Source organism: Bacillus sp. 2CMS4F (assembly GCF_023161785.1).
Taxonomy (GTDB): Bacteria; Bacillota; Bacilli; order Bacillales; family Bacillaceae; genus Bacillus; species Bacillus halotolerans.
This window is the reverse complement of the sequence record NZ_JALNTO010000004.1, coordinates 73,881-96,040: the sequence shown is the minus strand read 5'-3', so window position 1 is coordinate 96,040 and position 22,160 is coordinate 73,881. Positions and strand designations below refer to the sequence as shown.

Here is a 22,160-nt window from a genome sequence, read left to right as displayed (position 1 = left end):
TTAGTTACATCATTTTGCTTTCAGTTTCTTGCTTTACTTGGCTCCGAGGAGATCCGTAGAGTTCCTCTTGAATTTGTTCAAGCGACTTGCCAGATGTATTCGGCGCGAAAAGAAGCCCGATCATCATGCTGGCCGTCACACACCCGAGGAGAATTGCAGCCATCGTTCCAATGCCGAAATGGCTGATAATCATTGGGACAAACAGACTCCAAATCCCTATTGAGATACGAACAAGAAAAAACATCAGTCCTTGTGCGGAAGCACGGTATTGAGTAGGGAAAATTTCGCTGGCCCATAATTGATAGTTCGCCTGCTGGCCGGCTCCGTTATTGATCCCCATCACCACGATAAACAGAAGCAGGACCGGCATTCCTTCAACCGGGAGCAGAAACAGCGTCCAGCCGATGACGGCCATAAAAGCAGCGATTCCAAAAACCGTTTTTCTATATTGATCTGCAAAGGGCATAAAAATCAGAGCGACCCCAAGGCCGGTAAAGATAAACAGACCCATTTGCAAAAGATTTGCCATGTTGGCAGATACCCCGCCGACCTGCTGATAAATGTAAGGCATAAAGAAGCCCATAACGCCGGCGGCTAAGTTCCAAACCAAGTACACACCCATTAAAAACAGGATGCTTTTTACATACTTAGGCTTGAGCAAATCAAAATACGAGGTTTTGTGTAATACAGCCGGCTTCTCTGCCGCCTGTATGTCTGCGGGCTTATTTTTCTGCTGCCACGCGTCTGACTCAGGAAGCCTGATTCTGAGGACGTACGTAATCAGCGCAATCACCAGCAGATGAGCAAACACAATTTTATTTCCCAACAGACCTAAATCACCGACCAACACAGAGAGAAGCAGAACGGCGACTGCCCCTGCGGCCCACGCAACCTGTGCCACGCCGCAGTGGCGAGCCCGGTTTTTCTTAGGCGCGTTTTCCGCGATGATCGTCCATGAGGCGGTGATATCAGCGCCAACTGATAGCCCGATAATCATGTAACCGCTTAACAGCATGGGGAAGTTAACACTAAACAGGACGAAACAAATCCCCAGCGCATAAATCAGCATGCTGTTCGTATAAACAGCTTTTCTCCCGACTTTATCCGCCAAAAATCCGCCGAGCAAAGCGCCGACAGCGGCAGAGATGGCATTCGCGCTCAACGCGCCGAGCAATCCGATTTGGGTATCTGACAGCTTCAGGTAACTGACCCATAACGATAAACCAGCAGATCCAGCCACAATCGAACCGGCATCAATGTAGTTAGCCAATGCTGCCGCGATTGTCCGTTTATTGAAGGCCGAATCTGCATTGGTATTGCCCATATATCCAGTCCCCATTACGCCAGATCCAGCAACTGCTCATCAATATAGTTTCTCGCGATCAATGCATACTCAAGCGGGTTTGCGACATCGGGGTCCTGTTCAGCTTCAATGACAATCCATCCGGAATAATTGTGTTTTAACAGCAGCTGATATACGTCTCTAAAATCAATGCAGCCGTCACCGGGAACCGTAAACATGCCTTGTAAAAACGCTTGCTGAAACGATTTCCCTTCGAGTTTGCATTTTTCCATGACATTCAGCCGGGCATCTTTAAAATGGACATGTTTAATGCGATCGATATGCTTTTTCAGCATGCCCATGTAGTCGCCGTCAGAAATATATGCATGGCCCGTATCGTAGAGGAGGTGCACATGTGCAGGGTCTGTTCCCTCCATCAGGCGGTCCACTTCAGCCGCTGTTTGGACGCCGGTGCCGAGATGGTGATGATATACCAGCTTTAAGCCATGCTGATCGGCAATTTTCCCAAGATGATTTAATCCTTCACAAAGCCGTTCCCATTCCTCATCAGTAAAATGCGGCTTCTCTGTGAACACGTTTTTCTCCAGACTTTGCACGCTGTAGGTTTGTTCAGAGACAACTGCGACATCTGCATTGACTTGCTGCAAATACTCACAATGCAGGGTAAATGCCTTCGCCGCTTCACCAAGTCCGTCACGCAAAATAAAACTGCTGAACCATTTTCCCGCAATGCGTAAATTCCGAAGCTTAAGCTCTTTATTAAGAATGGAAGGCTCGGGGAAAAAGCCCCCGACTTCCGTACCTTGAAAACGCGCGACAACAATATCACTTAACAAATGCTGAAGTGTATTTCCCGCTCCGATTTCAGGCATATCATCATTCCGCCACCCAATGGGAGCGATCCCCCACAGGATTTCATGTTTGCCCATCATGATGCCTCCCCTCTAATACTGCTTAGCAGATTCGAGCATGTTCTCTTTTGCTTCATATGCTTTTTGAACGCTTTCTTGTTCAGATACCTCAGCCACTCCGACATGCCACCAGCTGTCATAGCCGTCAGTCATTGTTTTTGGCAGCACTTTCATTTCAATCAACGTTGATACGTCTTGTTTCTTCGCATCCTCTAACGCCGCTTTTAACTCTTCTACTGTGTTAGCACGGTACGTTTTCGCGCCGTAACCCTCAGCGACTTTCGCGTAATCGACATTCAAGATTTGGTTGTCATCTGTGCGGAACTCACAGTAGTAGCTGCCGCTTCCGTGGTCCATTTGCAGGTTGTTGATACATCCGAATCCTGAGTTGTCAAAGAGCAGCACATTGATCTTCTTGTTATACTGAATCGCTGTGATCAGTTCGGAATGAAGCATCAGGAAGCTGCCGTCTCCGACAATCGTATACACTTCTCTGTCTGGGTGAGCCAATTTAAGCCCCAGTGTTCCGGACACTTCATAGCCCATGCAGGAATATCCGTACTCCAGGTGATACGTATTCGGGACATTGGAGTGCCACAAACGCTGCAAATCTCCCGGGAGAGAGCCTGCCGAACAGATAATCACGCTGTCTTCAGGAATGGTCTCGTTAATCGTCAGCAATGCCGTTGTTTGCGGAAGCTCGGTATTCAACGCATCAGCGTACTCGTTTAGAATCTCTTGAGAGAAATGATGTTTGATTTCCGGATCAAAATCTTCCCGTTTAAATGTCACTTTGCTGAGGCGTTCGCGTTCAGCGAGCCATTCGTCCTTCAGCTCTTGAATCGTTGAGCCGAATTCACTCTTATAGCCTTCAAGCAGGCCGTGCAGTTTGCCAAGCGTCACTTTCGCATCCGCCACCACTTGGAACGCATCGAGTTTATACGCCTGCATTCGGCTGACATTGATGTTCAGAAACTTCGCTTTATCAAAATCAAAAGCGGTCTTAGAGGATGTCGCAAAATCCGTATATCTTGTGCCGATACCGATAATCAAATCAGCCTGGCGGGCCGCCTTATTTGCCGCGAGTGTTCCTGTGATGCCCATTCCGCCCAAGTTGTTCGGAAAATCAGCTTCCACAGTCGATTTGCCTGCCTGTGTTTCAACCAGCGGAATGTCACAGGCCTCAGAAATGGCGATTAATTCATCGCGCGCACCGGAATATTTCGCGCCTCCACCTACGAGGATCACAGGGTTTTTGCTGGCTTTAATCAGCTCCGCCGCACCTAGAAGCTCACGCTCGCTCGGCTGCATGCGATCAATATAGTGAACCCGTTTGACGAAGAAACTTTCATCGAAATCGTACGCTTCGCCTTCCACATCCTGAGAAATGCAAATGGTCGCCGGACCCGCTTTTGCCGGATCAGTCATGACTTCAAAAGCGCGAAGCAAGCTGCTCATCAGCTGCTCAGGGCGTGTAATGCGATCCCAGTATCTCGATACAGGCTTCAATGCATCGTTTGTTGTAACCGCCGCACTGTACTCTTGCTCCATTTGCTGCAGTACAGGGTCGGGCTGTCTTGTCGCAAATGTATCTGCCGGAATGAAGAGAACAGGAATATTATTTGCCAATGCAGTGCCGGCTGCCGCCACTAAGTTGGCCGCTCCCGGTCCGACAGATGTTGAGACCGCGTAAATTTTTCTTCTCAGCATTTGCTTGCTGTACGCCATTGCGGCATGCGCCATTCCCTGTTCATTTTTCCCTTGGTACACTTTTAAATGGCCAGCATCCTGCTCAAGCGCCTGCCCAATCCCTAAAACATTTCCATGACCGAAAATCGTGAAAATCCCTTCTACGAAAGGCTCTTCCTTGCCATCAATATGGATGTACTGCTGGTTTAAGAATGTAATCAGCGCTTGTGCTGTTGTTAAGCGAATTTTCTTCCCCACAAACGATCCCACCTTTACTCGATCTTTTTCAATTATGACTGTGCTTCAATAAGCTGAGCGATTTCATCCGCCGTCGGCATGGCTTCCGATGAGCTGTGCTTGCTGACAACAATGGAGGCTGACGCGCTGCCGTATTTCAATGCCGTTTCAATGTCTTTGCCGCTGACAAGTCCGTAGATAAAGGCCGAAGCATACGAGTCACCGGCTCCGAAGGTTTTCAGAACTTTTGTCTTGTACGCTTGGGCGCGGAAGACTTCGCCGGATTTGCTGTATGCGTACGAGCCTTCTACGCCATGCTTGATGACGACGAGGTCGGCTGAATGATCAAATAAATAATTGACAGACTCTTCATTGCTGCCGCCTGTGCGGTTTTCCATGACATCGAATTCATCCCGTGTTCCGATGACGATATCGGACTGCTCAGCGACCAAAGAATAGTAAACAGCTGTTTCATCGGCTGACTGCCATGTATATGGGCGATAATCCAGTTCGAACACGACTTTTACCTGGTGCTTTTTCGCATATTGAACGGCTTTTAACACCGCTTCCCGTGACGGGCTTTTAGCGAGCGCTGTCCCGGAAACGAGCAGCATTTTCGCATTTGCGATGTAGTCCTCGCTTACCTCTGAAGGCTCAAGATAAAGATCGGCCACGTCATCGCGGTACATTAAGATACTGCATTCTTCCGGGCTCAGAATTTCAGTAAATGCGAGACCGGCTTTATGCCCTTCCTTATCAACGACCATTTGCGTTGTGTCTACGCCGTTTTTTCTCATATAGGACTCTATGAATCTGCCATGCTGGTCATCTGGAATTTTGCCGATAAAGCCCGCTTTTAAGCCGAGCTTTGAGCTGCCGATTGCGATATTCGCAGGCGAACCGCCGACGTATTTCGAAAATGTCATCGTTTCTTCCATTGGGCGATTGTATTCAACCGCGTTCAGATCAATACACGCCCGGCCGATGGCAACAATATCAAAGTCCTTCTCTTCATTGAATGTATACTTCATCGTAAACAGCCACTCCTCACTTGTTAGCGTTCTAAAATCCACTCATGAGCCGGATCATTATAAAACTTCCATTTTCGTGTCGGTCCTGCCATGACATTTAAATAGTAGGACGTATATCCGTCCGGCACACCTACCGGGTGATATCCCGCAGGAACGATGACAACGTTTTCATTTTCTACAGTCATTGTCTCGTCAATGGAGCGGTCATCTGTGTAAACGCGCTGAAATACAAAGCCTTGGCCCGGATCTAATTCATGGTAGTAGGTTTCTTCCAAGAAGGATTCCTCCGGCAGGTTGTCTTGATCGTGTTTATGAGGCGGGTAGCTGGACCAGTTTCCGCTGTCTGTATACACTTCAACCACTAAGAGGCTGTTAGCTGAAGGATCTGAATCCGGAAGAATGTTGTGAACGGTCCGTTTGTTGGAAAACTTTCCGCGATGTTCAATCCCGTTGTCTTCCGCCTTGATCAGCTTTGTCGGAAGCTGTTTCTCTGATGGCGAATAGCAAAGCGCCACTCGCGCATCACGCTCTGCCGTAATCTCAAAGGCACGGTCATTGGAGATATAGACGCTGTCTGTCGGTTTTCTCTCAAATACGCTTTCACGCGTACCGATATGTTCAAACGTAGATTCATGATCCGTCACTGTGATTTTTCCTGTCACTGCCACAATGCAGATTTCTTGTTTTTTCAATTCTTCTGTATAGCTTGAACCGGATGAGAGTTCTAACACTTTGAACTCTACATAGGTAAGATCTGAGTTTGATTTCGTTACTTCATGCACAAGCTTGACGCCTTTTGATACTTCATTCGACTGCGGCTTACGCAACAAATGACTCATGGTTAAGCCCTCCTCTTTCTATGGTAAGCATGAGTCCGAACAGCGCAGAGACACGCCGTTCGGCTGTTCGTCGTTTAGTTAAAATCAGGTGCCGGGTATCTTGCTGTCACCACTTTTTTACGCGTGTAGAAGTCAACGCTGTCTTTACCGTTCGCGTGCAGCGTTCCGAAGAAGGAAGACTTCCAGCCGGAGAATGGGAAGAATGCCATCGGTGCCGGCACACCCAGGTTGATGCCGAGCATTCCCGCGTCAATATTTTCACGGAAGTAGCGGATGGCATTCGAATTGGATGTGAACAGGCAGGCGCCATTCGCAAATTCAGACTTGTTGGCAATCTCAATGGCTTCTTTCAGGTTTTTCACACGAATGACGGATAGGACGGGAGCAAAGATTTCATCTTTCCAGATCGTCATCTCTGTTGTGACATTATCGAAGATTGTCGGGCCGACAAAGTAGCCGTCGTCAGACACATTTTCACGTCCGTCACAAACGAGTCTCGCGCCTTCTTCCAGCCCTTTTTCAATGTAGCTGAGCGTGCGTTTCTTGTTGTCCTCACGAATAACCGGTCCCAAGAACACGCCGTCATCAAGGCCGTTTCCGATTTTAATCTCAGCGGCTTTTTCCTGAAGCTTCGCCATGAATTCATCAGCGATACCTTCTTCAACTGTCACAACCGCACAAGCCATGCAGCGTTCTCCGGCTGAACCGAAGGCTGCTCCGATGATGTTTGTGATCGTGTCTTCGAGATTCGCATCATTCAGGACAATCGTGTGGTTTTTCGCGCCTGTCAGAGATTGAACACGTTTTAAGTTTTCGCTTCCTTTTTTGTAGACGTATTCACCGACCGGCTTTGAGCCTACGAATGAAATCGCTTTAATTTCAGGATGCTCGAGGATGCCATTCACAACGTCATGCGCACCGTATACGACGTTGAAAACACCTTTTGGAAGGCCCGCTTTTTCAAACAGCTCAACCAATTTCTCCGTTAACAGCGGCGTACGCTCAGACGGCTTTAAAATAAATGTGTTGCCGAGTGCAATGGCCATTGGGAACATCCAGCAAGGAACCATCATCGGGAAGTTAAATGGTGCGATTCCGCCGACAACTCCAATCGGGTAGCGGTAGTTCGCCGCTTCTACATCCGTCGCAATAGAAGCAAGTGAGTCACCCATCATCAGAGAAGGCGCGCCTGCCGCGAACTCAACGTTTTCAATCCCGCGTCCCACTTCTCCCAGAGCTTCTTTTGTGTTTTTGCCGTTTTCGATGGTAATCAGATGAGCAAGTTCTTCTTTATGCTGAGACAGCAGCTGCTGGAAGTTAAATAGAATTCTCGCACGGCGCGGAACCGCCACTTTCGACCATGTTTTAAATGCCTCACCTGCTGTTTGAGCCGCGTAATCAATATCTTCTTTTGTAGAAATCGGCACTTGGCACAGCACTTCTTTCGTAGCCGGATTGATAACGTCTTCATATTGATCCGTTTTGCTTTCAACCCATTCACCGTTGATATAGTTTTTTAATTTTCTGATTTCTGCCATTCTTATTGCCTCCTTCATTAGTAAACACATACACTTGTATGGATGGTTCAGGATAGATTCATAAGATAACAATTAAACGCTTTCAAAAAAACAAAAAATCAATGGTTAGATACACTTTTTATGTAAGCAACCATATCATCACTGAAATCACACACAACAGGTTACTTCTTGGTCATTTCTTGGTTATATTCTAATCGTATAATACCCATAAGTCAATCATAAACACTACATTTTTTCATTATTTTTATTATACTAATCTTTCAGTAATGCAAGAGACCGCCTGGAAGTCCAGCGAATCTTGCAAAAGATACATACCAATGTTATCATTTTTTAAGCAACTATTGATTAACTTTTGGTTTTTATTATATATTTACATTACTTTAAGATTCAAGAAGGAGTTTTTTGTATGAAATTGATGCGGATACAGGAAATGGAGGAGTACATTTTATCGCATGGCACTGTTTCCTTAGATGAGCTGTGCCAGGTTTTCAATGTCTCAAAAAACACAGTCAGACGCGATATCAACAAGCTGACGGAAAAGGGTGCGATCGAAAAAGTATACGGCGGCGTAACATCAATTGAGAAAACCGCACTTGTTCCTTTTGAGAATCGCACCATCCAGCACCAAGATGAGAAAACAAAAATTGCCCATTATGCTTCCCGGTTTATTGAAGACCATGACTTAATCTTCATTGACTCAGGAACAACGACCAAATCGATTCTCGATACGCTTGATCCGAACAAAAATGTCACCATTTTAACCAACAGCTTGGACATTATCAATGCGGCATCTGCTATGAAGAATATCAACTTAATCATTATCGGAAACAACTATAAAAGAAAAACACGCTCCTTTGTCGGCATGGATGATCCGGGCACTTTGGAGAAGTACAATATCAATAAAGCCTTTATGTCTGCAACCGGAACAACACTGACACACGGACTGACCAATTCGGACCTGCTCGAGTATGACATTAAAAAGAGGATTTCTGAAAAAGCGAAAGAAGTGTATTTATTGGCCGACCATTCAAAATTCGGAAAATCAACGCTGCTGACCTATGCGCCCTTTGACAGACTGCACTGTATTGTGACCTCTCAGCCGTTAGATGACGAGTACACGCAGTACTGCCATGAGCACCAAATCGGCATTCATCTGGCCTAACGTTTACAATAGTGTTGAGAGTCTTTCATCAATTTTATTCCAGGAGGTAGATCATGAAAAAAGCAACGCTCGGAAAATCAGACTTGCAGGTATTCCCTATCGGATTAGGAACAAATGCTGTCGGAGGACATAACCTCTACCCGAATCTGAATGAAGAAACCGGAAAAGAATTGGTTCGCGAGGCCATTCGTAATGGCGTGACCATGTTAGACACTGCTTATATTTATGGCATCGGCCGTTCGGAAGAGCTAATTGGTGAAGTGCTGCGCGAGTTCAATCGTGAAGATGTCGTCATTGCCACAAAAGCCGCGCACAGAAAAGAAGGAAATGACTTTGTTTTTGATAATTCGCCTGAGTTTCTGAAAAAATCAGTTGATGAAAGCCTGAAACGTTTGAATACCGATTATATCGATCTGTTCTACATTCACTTTCCGGATGAACATACGCCGAAGGATGAAGCGGTTAACGCACTGTATGAAATGAAGCAAGCCGGAAAAATCCGTTCCATCGGTGTCTCCAATTTCTCTCTGGAACAGCTGAAGGAAGCCAACAGAGACGGTTTGGTCGATGTGCTTCAAGGTGAATACAACCTGTTAAACCGTGAAGCGGAAACAACCTTCTTCCCGTATACGAAGGAACACAATATTTCATTCATCCCTTACTTCCCGCTTGTATCAGGATTACTGGCCGGAAAATATACGGAAGATACGACGTTCCCTGAAGGAGACCTGCGAAACGAACAGGAACACTTCAAGGGCGAGCGTTTCAAAGAAAATATCAGAAAGGTCAACAAACTGGCGCCGATTGCTGAAAAGCACAACGTGGACATCCCTCACATCGTATTGGCTTGGTATTTGGCAAGACCGGAAATTGATATTTTAATCCCTGGAGCAAAACGTGCCGATCAGCTGATTGATAACATCAAAACAGCCGATGTAACGCTTTCTCAAGAGGATATTTCGTTTATTGATAAGCTGTTCGCATAATAAGAAAACAGCCTTCTCCATAGGGAAGGCTGTTTTTTTGCCCATAAATTGGTTTGATTTTGATACAAAACTTACAAAAAGAGCCATGAATCCGATAAAATAAAGGTAGTTTATCTCAGAAAGAAAGTGATGAAAAAAGCTAAACATGATATGAAAGATTGATATGATTCAAACCAGAAATAACGGGCCGTTGCGGTCTATGGAGGAAACAGAATGAAACTGAAATATGTTAAAGCCTTAGTTGCAGTGACCGTTGCTTTAGGTGTACTGCTGCCATCAGCCATTTCTCATGCAAAAAGTTTTAGCGGCCGCTCCTCATCCAGTCACAGCAGCCGAAGTTCAAGCTCGTCATACAGCGGAAGCTATAAATCCAGCCCGAAATCAAGCTACAGTTCAGGATCAAGCTCTTCAAGCAAAAAGTCCAAAACGTCTGATGATTCATCATCATCGATTTCGCTGAAAAAGAAATCTTCCGAAAAGACAAGCTCATCAAGCTCTAAAAAATCGTCAGGCACGTTTTCCGGCGCCACATCAAAAGTAAGCGGAAAGACATACAGCGGAAAAACATCTAAAGCTTATGTTGGCGGACGTTATGTTTCAGTGAATCATTATTACAATGCAGGATTCTCGCCATCAGGATGGTTTGGCTATTATAGCGGATTCACAACGAGTATGTTCATGATCAGCATGATGCACCCTTGGGGTTACACCTATCATCCAGTCGGGGGCCCAGGCTATGTTTCTTATGGCGCTTCACCCATTGCCTGGATCGTTGATGTCATTGCTTTGATCATTATTTTAATCATTGTCATCGCACTGATTCGCGCATTTAAAACACCGAAGACGTACAGAAGGAGCTTTTAGGTCATGAAGTTAGTATTAAATGAGCAAGAAATTGTAGACGGGATTTGTGTGTATATTTCTAATGAAGAAGAGATTTACCCTGAGGACGTTGAAGTAAAAGAGCTGTCTTACAACAAGCGTACAGGATTCTTCGCTGAAGCTAAATATGGCCTGCATCACAAGCAGCTTGAGTCAGATGACATTTCAGAAGGCATTATTCAGTTCTTAGAGGAATACCACAACTTCAATCCAGACGTTACCGTCGTTGAATTGCAATTTGATAAGAAAAAAGGATTCTCCGCCTTGGTTTTCGTCAACGAGGGTGAAGAATAAAAATGTCCTAATCAGAACCTTACTCCGGGCGAGTAAGGTTTTTTTATGATGTTTTTTGAAATGCAGGTACAGAAACGGCTGTTTCCGGTCATGGGAGACGCACCATCCCTAATGATCAGCAGACTGCCTGACAGATAAAATGGGAAAAAGCCTCCTTTTACTCATATCCTTGCGTGAAAAAGGTTTTGGCGCTTACAATGATTTTGAAAGGAATGATTACATTGGCAAATGCTCAATTCCCTCTTATCACACAAAACCTTTCTCTCGATCTCGTTAATACTGAAATCATAAGCTATGATAAACGGCACGATCTCATCCAGTCAGAAAAAGATCTGATGGCATGGTTTGAAATAATGGGAGAAACTGCTCCTTTTCTCAGGTCTTTTACGCTGCAGCAAGTCCAAGAACAATTGCAACGGATTCATCAATTCCGCGCTGAGCTGAGAAAACATTTTGAGAGTATCGCCGAAGGCAGTAAACCTTCTCTAGCTTTTATCGCTTTCCTGCAAGATCAAATCGCCGCCGCTCCTTTTTCTTATCAAATCTTAGATGACAAACTTGCCCGCATTCCGAATGGAAAACCAGATGATTCTATTTTATCGCTTATCGCTTACGATGCATTATGGCTGATTCATACAAAAGAAATCCAACAGCTGAAACGGTGCGCAAACGAAAAGTGCATTTTGCTTTTTCTTGATAAAACAGGAAGGCGAAAATGGTGCTCCATGAAGATATGCGGCAACAGACAAAAAGTCTCACGCCATCATAAAAAAGTCAATAATGAGTAAAAATCCGTTCCCCAGAGAACGGTTTTTTATCGAAATCAAAACTAACCATTAAAAATAAAAATGTTTCAAATCGATTAGGAGAAGGGTACTAATCTATTAACTTTGTTACACATCGTACATACTCATTGGCTCAAAGACTGAGGAGGAACATTTGTGAAGACAAACACAAGGAAATATATGATCTACTTTTTCGGCGCTTTAGGGGGGCTGCTTTACGGTTACGATACGGGCGTTATCTCGGGAGCGCTGCTGTTTATCAACAATGATATCCCTTTAACAACACTGACAGAAGGATTGGTTGTCAGCATGCTGCTCCTCGGCGCGATTTTCGGTTCCGCCTTAAGCGGCACGTGCTCCGATCGCTGGGGCAGGAGAAAAGTCGTATTTGTTTTATCCATCATTTTTATCGTCGGGGCGCTTGCTTGTGCATTTTCTCAAACCATTACCATGCTGATCACGTCTCGGGTCATTCTCGGCTTGGCCGTAGGCGGTTCAACGGCGCTGGTGCCTGTATATCTTTCAGAAATGGCACCGACAAAAATCCGCGGAACACTCGGCACGATGAACAATTTAATGATTGTCACCGGTATTTTACTTGCATATATCGTAAACTATCTATTCACACCGTTTGAAGCGTGGCGCTGGATGGTGGGGCTGGCTGCGGTGCCTGCCGTGCTTTTATTAATCGGGATCGCATTTATGCCTGAATCACCAAGATGGCTCGTGAAGCGCGGGCGTGAAGATGAAGCGAAGCACATCATGAAAATCACTCATGATCAAGAAGATATTGAACGTGAACTGGCAGATATGAAACAAGGGGAAGCAGAGAAAAAAGAAACAACACTCGGCTTGCTAAAAGCCAAATGGATTCGCCCTATGCTTCTCATTGGCGTCGGCCTCGCCGTTTTCCAGCAGGCTGTCGGAATTAACACGGTTATCTACTACGCGCCAACCATTTTCACTAAGGCCGGTCTCGGCACATCGGCATCGGTGCTCGGCACAATGGGAATCGGCGTACTCAACGTCATCATGTGTATTACAGCTATGATTTTAATCGACCGCATCGGCCGCAAAAAGCTGCTGATCTGGGGAAGCGTCGGTATTACGCTGAGCTTGGCCGCACTATCGGCTGTGCTCCTGACGCTGGGGCTCTCAACATCAACAGCTTGGCTGACCGTCGTTTTTCTCGGTGTTTATATCGTATTCTACCAGGCGACATGGGGTCCGGTTGTATGGGTTCTGATGCCTGAGCTCTTCCCATCCAAAGCGCGCGGAGCCGCGACGGGCTTTACCACTTTGGTGTTATCGGCAACCAACCTGATCGTGTCGCTGGTCTTCCCGCTGATGCTCAGCGCCATGGGCATTGCATGGGTGTTTACAATTTTTTCAGTCATTTGTCTTCTCTCATTTTTCTTCGCCCTTTACATGGTTCCTGAAACCAAAGGGAGAAGCTTAGAAGAAATTGAAGCAAGCCTGAAAAAACGTTTTAAAAGAAAGAACAACGGACAAAGCCGTATGCTCAATGAACGGACGTCATAAATAGAAAAAGGAATCGTCTCATCGGGACGATTCCTTTTTTATGATTACACCATCACCTTGCACATATTGTTCGTAAATTCCACAGGGTCCTGAATCGGCAGACCTTCGATCAGAAGCGCCTGGTTGTACAGGAGATTTGTGTACAGGCTTAGTTTCTCTTTATCTTGTTCGAAAGCGTTCTGCAGCGTGTTGAATACCTCGTGATTCGGATTGATTTCCAGCACTTTGTCCGCTTTTACATTTTGGCTGTCCGGCATCGCATTTAAGATTTTTTCCATCTCGATTGTCACTTCACCGTCAGCTGCAAGGCAGACCGGATGAGATTTGAGGCGTTTCGATACTCTGACGTTTTTCACTTTGTCAGACAGAATATTTTTCATTTCCTCAAACAGATCCTTGTACTTGCTTTCCTCTTCTTCAGACTGCTTTTGATCCTCTTCTGAATCGATGCCAAGATCGCCGCTTGAAACAGATTTGAACTCTTTTTCTTGATATGAAGCGAGCATTTTGATCGCAAATTCATCGATGTCCTCTGTAAAGTAAAGAATTTCATAGCCTTTGTCCGCTACCATTTCCGTTTGCGGCAGTTTTTCAATGCGATCATATGAATCACCGGTCGCGTAGTAAATATATTTCTGCTCTTCAGGCATTCTGGATACGTACTCGTCCAGGCTGACCAGTTTTTTCTCTTTGGAAGAGTAGAATAATAAGAGATCCTTCAATTGATCTTTATTCGCGCCAAAATCATTGTACACGCCGAACTTCAGCTGTCTGCCGAACGATTTGTAGAAGGTCTCATATTTTTCTCTGTCTTTTTTCAGCAGGCTCTGCAGCTCGCTTTTGATCTTTTTGCTGATGTTTTTCGCAATCAGCTTCAGCTGGCGGTCATGCTGCAGCATTTCTCTGGAAATGTTCAGCGACAGGTCCTCAGAATCAACCATACCCTTCACAAAACTGAAGTGGTCCGGAAGCAGATCCGCGCATTTGTTCATGATGAGCACGCCGTTGGAATAGAGCTCCAAGCCTTTCTCATATTCCTTAGAATAATAGTCAAACGGCATGTTTTCAGGAATAAATAAAATGGCGTTGTAGCGCACGGCACCGTCAACACTGATATGGACATGAGTGAGCGGTTTATCAAATCCGTAATGCTTTTCAGAATAGAACGTTTCATAGTCCTCATCTGTCAGCTCGCTCTTGTTTTTTCTCCAGATCGGCACCATGCTGTTAACCGTCTGTTCCTCCTGCACCTCTTCAAATTCATTGTCGCTGCCTTCCTTCGGCTTATTAACCGTTGTATCCATTTTGATCGGGTAGCGAATGAAGTCAGAGTACTTTTTGATGATCGCTTTTAAACGATATTCTTCTAAAAACTCATCATAGCTCTCATCTTCCGTGTTCTCTTTGATCTTCAGGATAATGTCTGTGCCGACAGAATCCTTTTCACAGGGCTCAATTGTATAGCCGTCTGCGCCAGCAGATTCCCATTTATACGCTTCTTCGCTGCCGAGCGCCTTACTGATAACGGTCACCACATCGGCAACCATAAACGCCGCATAAAATCCGACACCGAATTGCCCGATGATGTCATGGCCGTCCTTCAGTTCGTTTTCTTTTTTAAACGCAAGAGAGCCGCTTTTCGCAATCGTACCGAGGTGCTGTTCAAGCTCGTCCTTTGTCATTCCAATCCCTGTATCCGTAATGGTCAGTGTTCTCGCGCCTTTGTCAGCCGCGACTTTTATGTAGTAATTGTCTTTATCGAAGGTTAGCGCATCATCCGTCAGCGCCTTGTAATAGATTTTGTCAATCGCGTCACTCGCATTGGAAATTAACTCGCGAAGAAAGATTTCTTTTTGAGTGTAAATGGAGTTAATCATCATATCCAGCAGTCGTTTGGACTCTGCTTTAAACTCTTTTTTGGCCATTCAGCTCGCTCCTTTTTCATGCTTTGTGATGTTATGTAAACTCTTTTCAGCATCTATTTATCATAAATGACGACTCATGTCAATACGGTTTTCATCAAAGATTGATAGATGCATATATATGTAAATTTAACATTAGTTGGGTGTGTTTTCACTATTTTTTCTAGACATTCAGATACGAAAAAGAGAGGATCATCCTCTCTTTTGTCCTGCATCATTCCATCGGCTAAACTCCCGCTTCATCCAAATATGCACCGGATAGAAAAACAAACAGAACGGTATCAGAAACAATAGATTATGCCATGAAGCATTCAGAAATGCGCTAGCTGTAACCGGAAACGTAATCTCTTGCAATAAAAAAGAGATGACAGTCAGCACAGCAAACGCAGCCGGAATCGTAATGAGACAATAAAATTTGAGTTCCTTCTTATGCTGTATCTTCAAAACACATAAAACCTCCCAACAATTTCTAGTTCATTTTAACATATACAGGTATTACTTTTCTCACATGTTTATCACTGCACACAGCGGGAAGACAACTAGAAAAAGGAGGATTCGTGTTATGGGAAGACTTGATAACAAAACCGCTGTGATCACAGGCGCTGCGACAGGCATTGGACAAGCAACGGCAGAGGTTTTTGCCAATGAAGGCGCGCGTGTGATTGTCGGCGATATGAATGAAGATCAAATGAAAGAGACAGTCGAAGCGATCAGACAAAACGGAGGACAAGCTGAGGCTTTTCACCTTGATGTGTCAGATGAAGAAAACGTGAAGCAATTTGCTGATCAACTCAAAGACGCGTACGGAACGATTGATATTCTCTTTAACAACGCCGGCGTCGATCAGGAAGGCGGAAAAGTGCACGAATATCCCGTAGATCTGTTTGACCGCATTATCGCAGTCGATCTGCGCGGCACGTTTCTTTGCAGCAAATATCTGATTCCGCTTATGCTCGAAAAGGGAGGCTCCATCATCAACACCTCCTCCATGTCAGGCAGGGCTGCAGACCTTGACCGCTCCGGCTATAACGCCGCAAAAGGCGGAATCACAAACCTGACAAGAGCGATGGCAATTGATTACGCAAGAAGCGGCATCCGGGTCAATTCCATCTCACCGGGTACGATTGAAACGCCGCTTATTGACAAATTAGCTGGCACCAAGGAACAGGAAATGGGCAAGAAATTCCGCGAAGCCAACAAATGGATCACGCCGCTCGGCCGTCTCGGCAAACCGAAGGAAATGGCGACGGTGGCGCTGTTCCTCGCATCTGACGACAGCTCATACGTCACAGGCGAAGACATCACCGCAGACGGCGGCATCATGGCGTATACATGGCCTGGCAAGATGTTGATTGATGAGAAATGGAAGGAAGAAACAAAATAACTGAGATAGTCAGTTAAAAGAATTTATAATAAATAGACGCTACAAAACATTATGTATATATAAATACAAATATAACAAGACCGAGAAAAGATATACTCTTTCCGGTCTTGTTACATAATGTTCAAACTAGTTCTTTATGTATTTTTATTACCAAGCGTTTATTCCGCCAACTATACCGCCAACTATGCCGCCAGTAATTGCTCCGCCGGCACCACCAACGGGTCCGCCAACAGCTGCTCCACCGACGCCTACTGTTGAAGCACCGACTAATGCACCTGAAAAAGCTCCGCCAAGGGCACTTCTCCAGCCTCCGCCATCAATTTGTTCCATTTCTTTTACATTCAATTCTGAAAGACGATTATTATTTTCCATTTATGCTATTCCCTCCTTAAAGCCATTTTCCTGCGATTAATGACCCGCCTAAATAACCAACTGACCCTGCAATTGCACCTGCATGGGCACCAAGAATAACACCTGGAACTCCTCCGACTACACCTGCGCCGGCACCTGTAACTACTGCACTGCCAAGATATTTAGCATAACTTCCTCCATCAATTTGTTCAGCTTCTTCAAGAGTCAATGCCTGAAGTTCAACGTCTTTTATGCTTTTTGCGTTCATCAATATTCCTCCTCAAAGTTATTCAGGTAAATAATAATAACTAGTATAAATTTACCATGGGAATTATAATATTACATAATAAATCCTAAATCAATAGTTTTTTCCATAAAATCATCTATAACCTATCGATCAATTTATATATAGTAAAAGAGAGCTTAACCTAATTCAGTTATTTAGGTTAAGCTCTCTTAATTAATTCTCTAATTCTTTTTTCTGCTGCCTGTTTGAAAATTTATATGTAGTATACATGATGAGACTAAAAGGAATTAGCCATAAAATATACATAAGAATTTGGAATAAGAATTCTTTAGTTGTAAAAGGGAATGTAATGATTTTAAATAATACCGACGTTGCCATATACAGAATAAAAGTAAAAACAATTAAAAGAAAGTACGAACTCTTCTTCTTCTTTTTCAGATTTACTCTTAAAATGCCTTTTGACATAGCTCTTAATCCATAATATCCGCTTCCAACAAACAATATGATAATTGTCATTAACGTGCTCGGCATTTTAAACATAATCGAAAGTATAAAAGAGACAAAAACCAAAGCAATTACTAAAAGAAAGCTTTCATGACCTATTTTATTTTCAATATGACTTATTCTCTCATCCTTCATTAGTTTCTTCCTCCCTGTTATACGTCCAAAATACATCATTCAGAGTAACTTTCAATTCTATACAAATTTTCAAACATAATTGTAAAGAAGGATTATACTTCCCTTTTTCAATTAATCCAATCGTCTGTCTTGTCACTCCAATTTTTTCGGCAAGTTGTTCCTGTGTTAAATTCGCTCTTGTTCTTTCCAACTTCAAATTATTATTCATTGGCAAGTCTCCATTGGTTTATTTATCTGTAGCATATCATATATAAAAAAACCATGCAAACTATATATTGCATTTATCCATATATATTTTACATTTAGTCTATTATATCTTACAATGAATTTAACATTTATAGGAGTTGGTAAAATGAAATTGTTCTATATCTTTATAATCGCAGGGGGTTTATTTTGTATATCTCTTTCTTATTTTTTTCACTTAGGTGTATTTAATCTTGCTTTATATCTTATCTATATCAATTACGCATTTATATTATATAAACGTGCCAAAAGCTCTAAATAACAATAAATATTTACCTTAAAAAGGTTGACAAACCATGAAAATGTAATAAAATGATGTCTATTCTTTATATTATTATATATATTCTAAAAAATGACCTTCATTATGGAGAGTAGTATATGTTTTTTAATAGATATCATTGTGTACGACAACTTGATCAAAAAGATTGTGGAGCAGCCTGCCTATCAACAATTGCAAAACATTATGGCTCAAAGCTCTCTCTAGCTTATATACGTGACATTGCTGGAACTGATACACAAGGTACTAGTGCTCTTGGAATGGTAAAAGCCGCCGAACAGTTGGGGTTTTCAGCAAAAGCTGTGCGTGCAGAGCATACAGCTTTTGATCAGTCCATTACTCTTCCAGCAATTGCACATATTATTATAGATCAACAATTATTGCATTACGTTGTTATACATAAAATTAGTAAAGATAAAATTATCATTGCGGATCCTGGAAAAGGGCTCGTTACATATCAAAAAGATGATTTTTTTAAGATTTGGACAGGCATCTTAATACTTTTAGCACCTACTGAGACTTATAAAAAACAGACCGAGACAAGTAATATAAGTGCCGATATTTTCAGGTTGATTCTTCAGCAAAAATCGTTGATTATACATACGTTTTTAGCATCCTTTATTATTACCGTCTTCGGGATCCTCGGTACTTTTTACTTTCAGACGATCATCGATCAAATCCTACCTAATGGATTAAGTAACACATTACATATTCTTTCAATCGGCCTTTTGATTATGTATTTATTTAAGGTTTTCTTAATAGGTTTTAGGCAATACCTAATGATTCTCCTAGGTCAAAAATTAAGTATCTCCATCATGTTTGGATACTTTCAACATGTGCTTACTTTGCCAATGAAATTTTTCAGCAATAGAAAAGTCGGCGAAATTATATCCAGATTTACTGATGCTAATAAAGTGATCGATGCTGTTGTCAGTGCATCGCTTTCGGTCATACTCGATACCATTATGCTTATTATGGTTGGTATTTTCTTATATCTGCAGAATACTACTTTATTTCTCATCACATTGGCTTTCATACCTTTTTATATTTTGACGGTTTGGATTTTTATAAAACCCTACGAAAATATAAATAACACAGAAATGGAAAACAATGCGCAGCTGACTTCAAAGATTGTTGAGACGCTTAACGGCATCGAAACTGTTAAAGCATACAATGCGGAATATATGATGTCATTTGAAACAGAAAAAAGATTTGTGAAATACTTACGATCAGCTTTTAAACACGGAGTTATTGATAACCTTCAGGGTTCCATAAAAATGTTTTTGGATTTAGCAAGCGGTGCATTGATACTGTGGATCGGATCAACTCAAGTCATGAAAGGCACCCTTACTATTGGTCAGCTTATTACATATAATGCCTTATTAACCTACTTCTTAAATCCTTTACAAAACATCATCGGCCTACAATCTAAGCTTCAGTCAGCATCTGTTGCGTCCAAAAGGCTCGGAGAAATTCTAAAGCTAGAACCCGAATTAATAGAGAAAGAGGCGCGAATAACATCGACGTCGTCAATTACAGGTCCGCTTTCTTTTAAAAAAATCAATTTTCGATACGGAACTCGAAGGCTCATCTTAAAAGATATTACACTGCATATTCAAAAAGGAGAGAAAGTTGCCTTTGTTGGAGAAAGCGGTTCAGGAAAATCTACTTTGACTAAGCTTTTAATGAAATTTTATACAGCTGAATCAGGTGAGGTTTTAATCAATGGTTATCATATAAATGATATTCACACCAACGCGTTAAGAGAAAGCATAAGTTATATACCTCAAGAATCTCATTTTATACAAGGATCAATTCTTGAAAACCTTTTGCTTGGGAACTCAGGAAGTTTTACCTTTGAAGAGATTATAGAAGTATGTAAACAAACTAAAGTACATGATTTTATCAATGATTTACCAATGAGATACGATACTCTTGTAGAAGAAAACGGGTCTAATTTATCTGGAGGCCAGAAGCAAAGACTCGCAATTGCCAGAGCATTATTAAGAAAACCTAACATTCTCATAATGGATGAATCAACTAGCAATCTCGATACGACAACCGAACAGGGAATATCAAAGATGATATACGATCAGACTGTTGATGTAACTACGATTATAATTGCTCATCGTTTGAGTACAATTATGAATTGCGACAAAATATTTGTCATGGAAAATGGAGAAATCATAGAGTATGGGAACCACAATGATTTATTGAAGAAAAAAGGCAAGTACTATGAGTTGTGGGAGAACCAAATGCCATCGAGAGAGATGGTGACAATTTAGATGAAACGTAACTTTTTCAATTTAAATGATTTGAGGGATAGCAGAGAATTCTACGAATCAAAACCCAAACCAATTGGTGTTTTCTTTACATATATACTGATAGCTTTACTTATTGCATGTATTGTTTTTAGTTTCTATGGAAAGAAAGAAGTAATTCTAAAAACGACAGCTGACATCCAATATACCAAGCCTAACAGCAACGTAACAAACGAAGTAGCCGGCAAAGTAAAAACAGTTGATATTAAACAGGTTGATAAGGTGAAAAAGGGAGATACTCTATTAACTCTAGACAATACTGAAATCCAAGCGCAGAAAAAAGCTGTTAAAGAAGATATCAAAGATTTAAAAGAACAAGCTGCGTTAAACAAAACTCTAAAAAAAAGTATTGAAAATGACAAAAATTTATTCAGCGAGAACGATCATTGGGGTTATCAAGATCAATATCTCTCATATGAAAAACAAAGTAATTTGTTAGAGTCATCAAAAGAAAATGCAAAAACTCAGCAGAAAAAACTTAAGAAGCAGAAAAAAAGCATAAAAAATAGTCTGGATAAGACAAAAAACAAAGTGAAACTAAAGCTTCAAAGAATTTCTGACCTGCAAGACTCCATTAAAAACAATAAATCCTTTGCCAAACAGGATGATAAGTACAATTCTTACTATAATAGTTATCAAACTAACAAACAAAATGTAGAGCAGCAGCTTGATGATCTACAGAAGATGAAAGATGAGCTCGATAAAAACAGTTTCTCACAGCAGAAAGAGAATCTAAACGGACAGCTTGAAAGTTTAAAACAAGATATGCTAGTAAAACTAAGTGAAGAAAAAGACGAATTAAATCAATCACTTGATGAGATTAACAGTTCAATGAAAAGTGACGATTCTGACAGTGATTCCGATAACTCAGAGGAAACAAATTATAAGCTTTCCATTGAACAGCTTAAAACAAACTTGCTAAATCAAACATCTCAAAAGCAAACAGATCTTCAGACCACTCTTAAATCAAAAGAAGATGATCTAAAGATGCTAGATTTACAATTAGAAAAATATAAAATAAAAGCAACTAGTGACGGCTATGTTAATGTACTAACAAATATATCTCCAGGTGACAATTTACAAGCAGGCACTGCTATTTTGACTATTGTCCCTGATAAAGAGAAGCTTAGAGCTAACATTTATATTCCGAGTCATGAGATCACAAATATTAATGAAAAAGATGAAGTAAGATTCCATATTGAAAATACAAATCAAACCATTAAAGGTGTCATTATCAAAATAAGTCCAGACAGTATTAGTGATCAAAATGGGCAAAAATTTTATATTGCTGAAAGCACGATAGAAAGCAAAGAAATTGTTAAAGATAACGGAACAAAAATACATTTAAAAAATGGCATGCAGACAGATGTATCAATTATCGTTGATTCAAAAAGATATATTGATTATTTTTTAGATGTATTACACTTACGTTAATTTCCATTTAGAGAAATGTGCATATATGTCTCAAAAGCAGATGAGAATCTGCTTTGAGGCATTTTATTTTTTATAAGAAAGGTATAGGACGTATAGAATCATGTCTCAAAACAAACTGTTATTTTTACTCTTTTTATTCTCTT

Annotated in this window: 21 protein-coding genes; 9 read left to right on the top strand and 12 right to left on the bottom strand. The window is 42.1% G+C overall.

Annotated features, from left to right (window positions below; genetic code table 11):
• Window positions 1-4 precede the first annotated feature (4 nt).
• From MTN95_RS08685 to iolA, 6 genes are all read right to left on the bottom strand, one after another.
• On the bottom strand, window positions 5-1,324 hold the full coding sequence (locus tag MTN95_RS08685) for an MFS transporter (RefSeq protein WP_248337801.1): 1,320 nt from the start codon (window positions 1,322-1,324) through the stop codon (window positions 5-7).
• Between the two features lie 14 nt (window positions 1,325-1,338).
• Entirely contained in the window at window positions 1,339-2,232 is an 894-nt protein-coding gene (gene iolE / locus MTN95_RS08680) for a myo-inosose-2 dehydratase (protein ID WP_095712630.1), read from the bottom strand.
• A gap of 15 nt (window positions 2,233-2,247) precedes the next feature.
• Window positions 2,248-4,161 (bottom strand): 3D-(3,5/4)-trihydroxycyclohexane-1,2-dione acylhydrolase (decyclizing), encoded by a 1,914-nt coding sequence (gene iolD / locus MTN95_RS08675; protein WP_248337799.1) that lies wholly within the window; start codon window positions 4,159-4,161, stop codon window positions 2,248-2,250.
• Window positions 4,162-4,193: 32 nt separating this feature from the next.
• A complete protein-coding gene (gene iolC, locus MTN95_RS08670) occupies window positions 4,194-5,171 on the bottom strand; it encodes a 5-dehydro-2-deoxygluconokinase (RefSeq protein WP_248337797.1) in 978 nt (325 codons plus the stop codon).
• A 23-nt stretch (window positions 5,172-5,194) separates the two neighbouring features.
• The gene (gene iolB / locus MTN95_RS08665) at window positions 5,195-6,010 is read right to left on the bottom strand and encodes a 5-deoxy-glucuronate isomerase (RefSeq protein WP_248337795.1); all 816 of its coding nucleotides are present in this window, start codon (window positions 6,008-6,010) and stop codon (window positions 5,195-5,197) included.
• A 74-nt stretch (window positions 6,011-6,084) separates the two neighbouring features.
• A complete protein-coding gene (iolA, locus tag MTN95_RS08660) occupies window positions 6,085-7,548 on the bottom strand; it encodes a methylmalonate-semialdehyde dehydrogenase (protein ID WP_105954570.1) in 1,464 nt (487 codons plus the stop codon).
• A 406-nt stretch (window positions 7,549-7,954) separates the two neighbouring features.
• On the opposite strand from iolA, the gene iolR reads away from it, so the two are divergent.
• The 6 genes from iolR (at window position 7,955) to MTN95_RS08630 (ending at window position 13,199) form a co-directional block, all read left to right on the top strand.
• On the top strand, window positions 7,955-8,710 hold the full coding sequence (gene iolR, locus MTN95_RS08655) for a myo-inositol utilization transcriptional regulator IolR (protein ID WP_024123450.1): 756 nt from the start codon (window positions 7,955-7,957) through the stop codon (window positions 8,708-8,710).
• A 53-nt stretch (window positions 8,711-8,763) separates the two neighbouring features.
• Window positions 8,764-9,696: an aldo/keto reductase gene (locus MTN95_RS08650; protein ID WP_248337793.1), complete on the top strand. Its 933-nt coding sequence runs from the start codon at window positions 8,764-8,766 to the stop codon at window positions 9,694-9,696.
• Window positions 9,697-9,909: 213 nt separating this feature from the next.
• Entirely contained in the window at window positions 9,910-10,560 is a 651-nt protein-coding gene (locus MTN95_RS08645) for a hypothetical protein (RefSeq protein WP_105954571.1), read from the top strand.
• A 3-nt stretch (window positions 10,561-10,563) separates the two neighbouring features.
• Window positions 10,564-10,872 carry a DUF2653 family protein gene (locus tag MTN95_RS08640; protein ID WP_024123453.1) on the top strand — a complete coding sequence of 103 codons (309 nt, stop codon included), beginning with the start codon at window positions 10,564-10,566 and terminating at the stop codon, window positions 10,870-10,872.
• A gap of 212 nt (window positions 10,873-11,084) precedes the next feature.
• Window positions 11,085-11,660, top strand: coding sequence for a CGNR zinc finger domain-containing protein (locus tag MTN95_RS08635; protein WP_248337925.1), 576 nt, complete (start codon window positions 11,085-11,087; stop codon window positions 11,658-11,660).
• Between the two features lie 153 nt (window positions 11,661-11,813).
• Window positions 11,814-13,199: a sugar porter family MFS transporter gene (locus tag MTN95_RS08630; protein WP_248337791.1), complete on the top strand. Its 1,386-nt coding sequence runs from the start codon at window positions 11,814-11,816 to the stop codon at window positions 13,197-13,199.
• 44 nt (window positions 13,200-13,243) lie between these two features.
• Here the strand turns inward: MTN95_RS08630 and htpG are convergent, their stop codons facing one another.
• Window positions 13,244-15,124 carry a molecular chaperone HtpG gene (gene htpG / locus MTN95_RS08625; protein ID WP_105991069.1) on the bottom strand — a complete coding sequence of 627 codons (1,881 nt, stop codon included), beginning with the start codon at window positions 15,122-15,124 and terminating at the stop codon, window positions 13,244-13,246.
• A gap of 189 nt (window positions 15,125-15,313) precedes the next feature.
• The gene (locus tag MTN95_RS08620; RefSeq protein ID WP_024123458.1) at window positions 15,314-15,565 is read right to left on the bottom strand and encodes a hypothetical protein; all 252 of its coding nucleotides are present in this window, start codon (window positions 15,563-15,565) and stop codon (window positions 15,314-15,316) included.
• Between the two features lie 118 nt (window positions 15,566-15,683).
• Here MTN95_RS08620 and MTN95_RS08615 point away from each other — a divergent pair, with 118 nt between their 5' ends.
• Window positions 15,684-16,505, top strand: coding sequence for an SDR family oxidoreductase (locus tag MTN95_RS08615; RefSeq protein WP_248337789.1), 822 nt, complete (start codon window positions 15,684-15,686; stop codon window positions 16,503-16,505).
• Window positions 16,506-16,652: 147 nt separating this feature from the next.
• Here the strand turns inward: MTN95_RS08615 and MTN95_RS08610 are convergent, their stop codons facing one another.
• The 4 genes from MTN95_RS08610 to MTN95_RS08595 form a co-directional block, all read right to left on the bottom strand.
• Window positions 16,653-16,877: a Blp family class II bacteriocin gene (locus tag MTN95_RS08610; RefSeq protein WP_024123460.1), complete on the bottom strand. Its 225-nt coding sequence runs from the start codon at window positions 16,875-16,877 to the stop codon at window positions 16,653-16,655.
• Window positions 16,878-16,893: 16 nt separating this feature from the next.
• Complete coding sequence (locus MTN95_RS08605; RefSeq protein WP_024123461.1) at window positions 16,894-17,124, bottom strand: hypothetical protein; 231 nt, start codon at window positions 17,122-17,124, stop codon at window positions 16,894-16,896.
• 192 nt (window positions 17,125-17,316) lie between these two features.
• Window positions 17,317-17,742 (bottom strand): DUF6773 family protein, encoded by a 426-nt coding sequence (locus MTN95_RS08600; RefSeq protein WP_095431017.1) that lies wholly within the window; start codon window positions 17,740-17,742, stop codon window positions 17,317-17,319.
• Window positions 17,732-17,950: a helix-turn-helix transcriptional regulator gene (locus tag MTN95_RS08595; protein WP_105954576.1), complete on the bottom strand. Its 219-nt coding sequence runs from the start codon at window positions 17,948-17,950 to the stop codon at window positions 17,732-17,734. Before MTN95_RS08595 ends, MTN95_RS08600 begins: the two co-directional genes overlap by 11 nt.
• A gap of 413 nt (window positions 17,951-18,363) precedes the next feature.
• Between MTN95_RS08595 and MTN95_RS08590 the strand changes: the two genes are divergently transcribed.
• Complete coding sequence (locus MTN95_RS08590; protein ID WP_105954577.1) at window positions 18,364-20,547, top strand: peptidase domain-containing ABC transporter; 2,184 nt, start codon at window positions 18,364-18,366, stop codon at window positions 20,545-20,547.
• Window positions 20,548-22,017 carry a beta-barrel domain-containing protein gene (locus MTN95_RS08585; RefSeq protein ID WP_248337787.1) on the top strand — a complete coding sequence of 490 codons (1,470 nt, stop codon included), beginning with the start codon at window positions 20,548-20,550 and terminating at the stop codon, window positions 22,015-22,017. It begins immediately after the preceding gene.
• The last annotated feature ends 143 nt before the right edge of the window (window positions 22,018-22,160 follow it).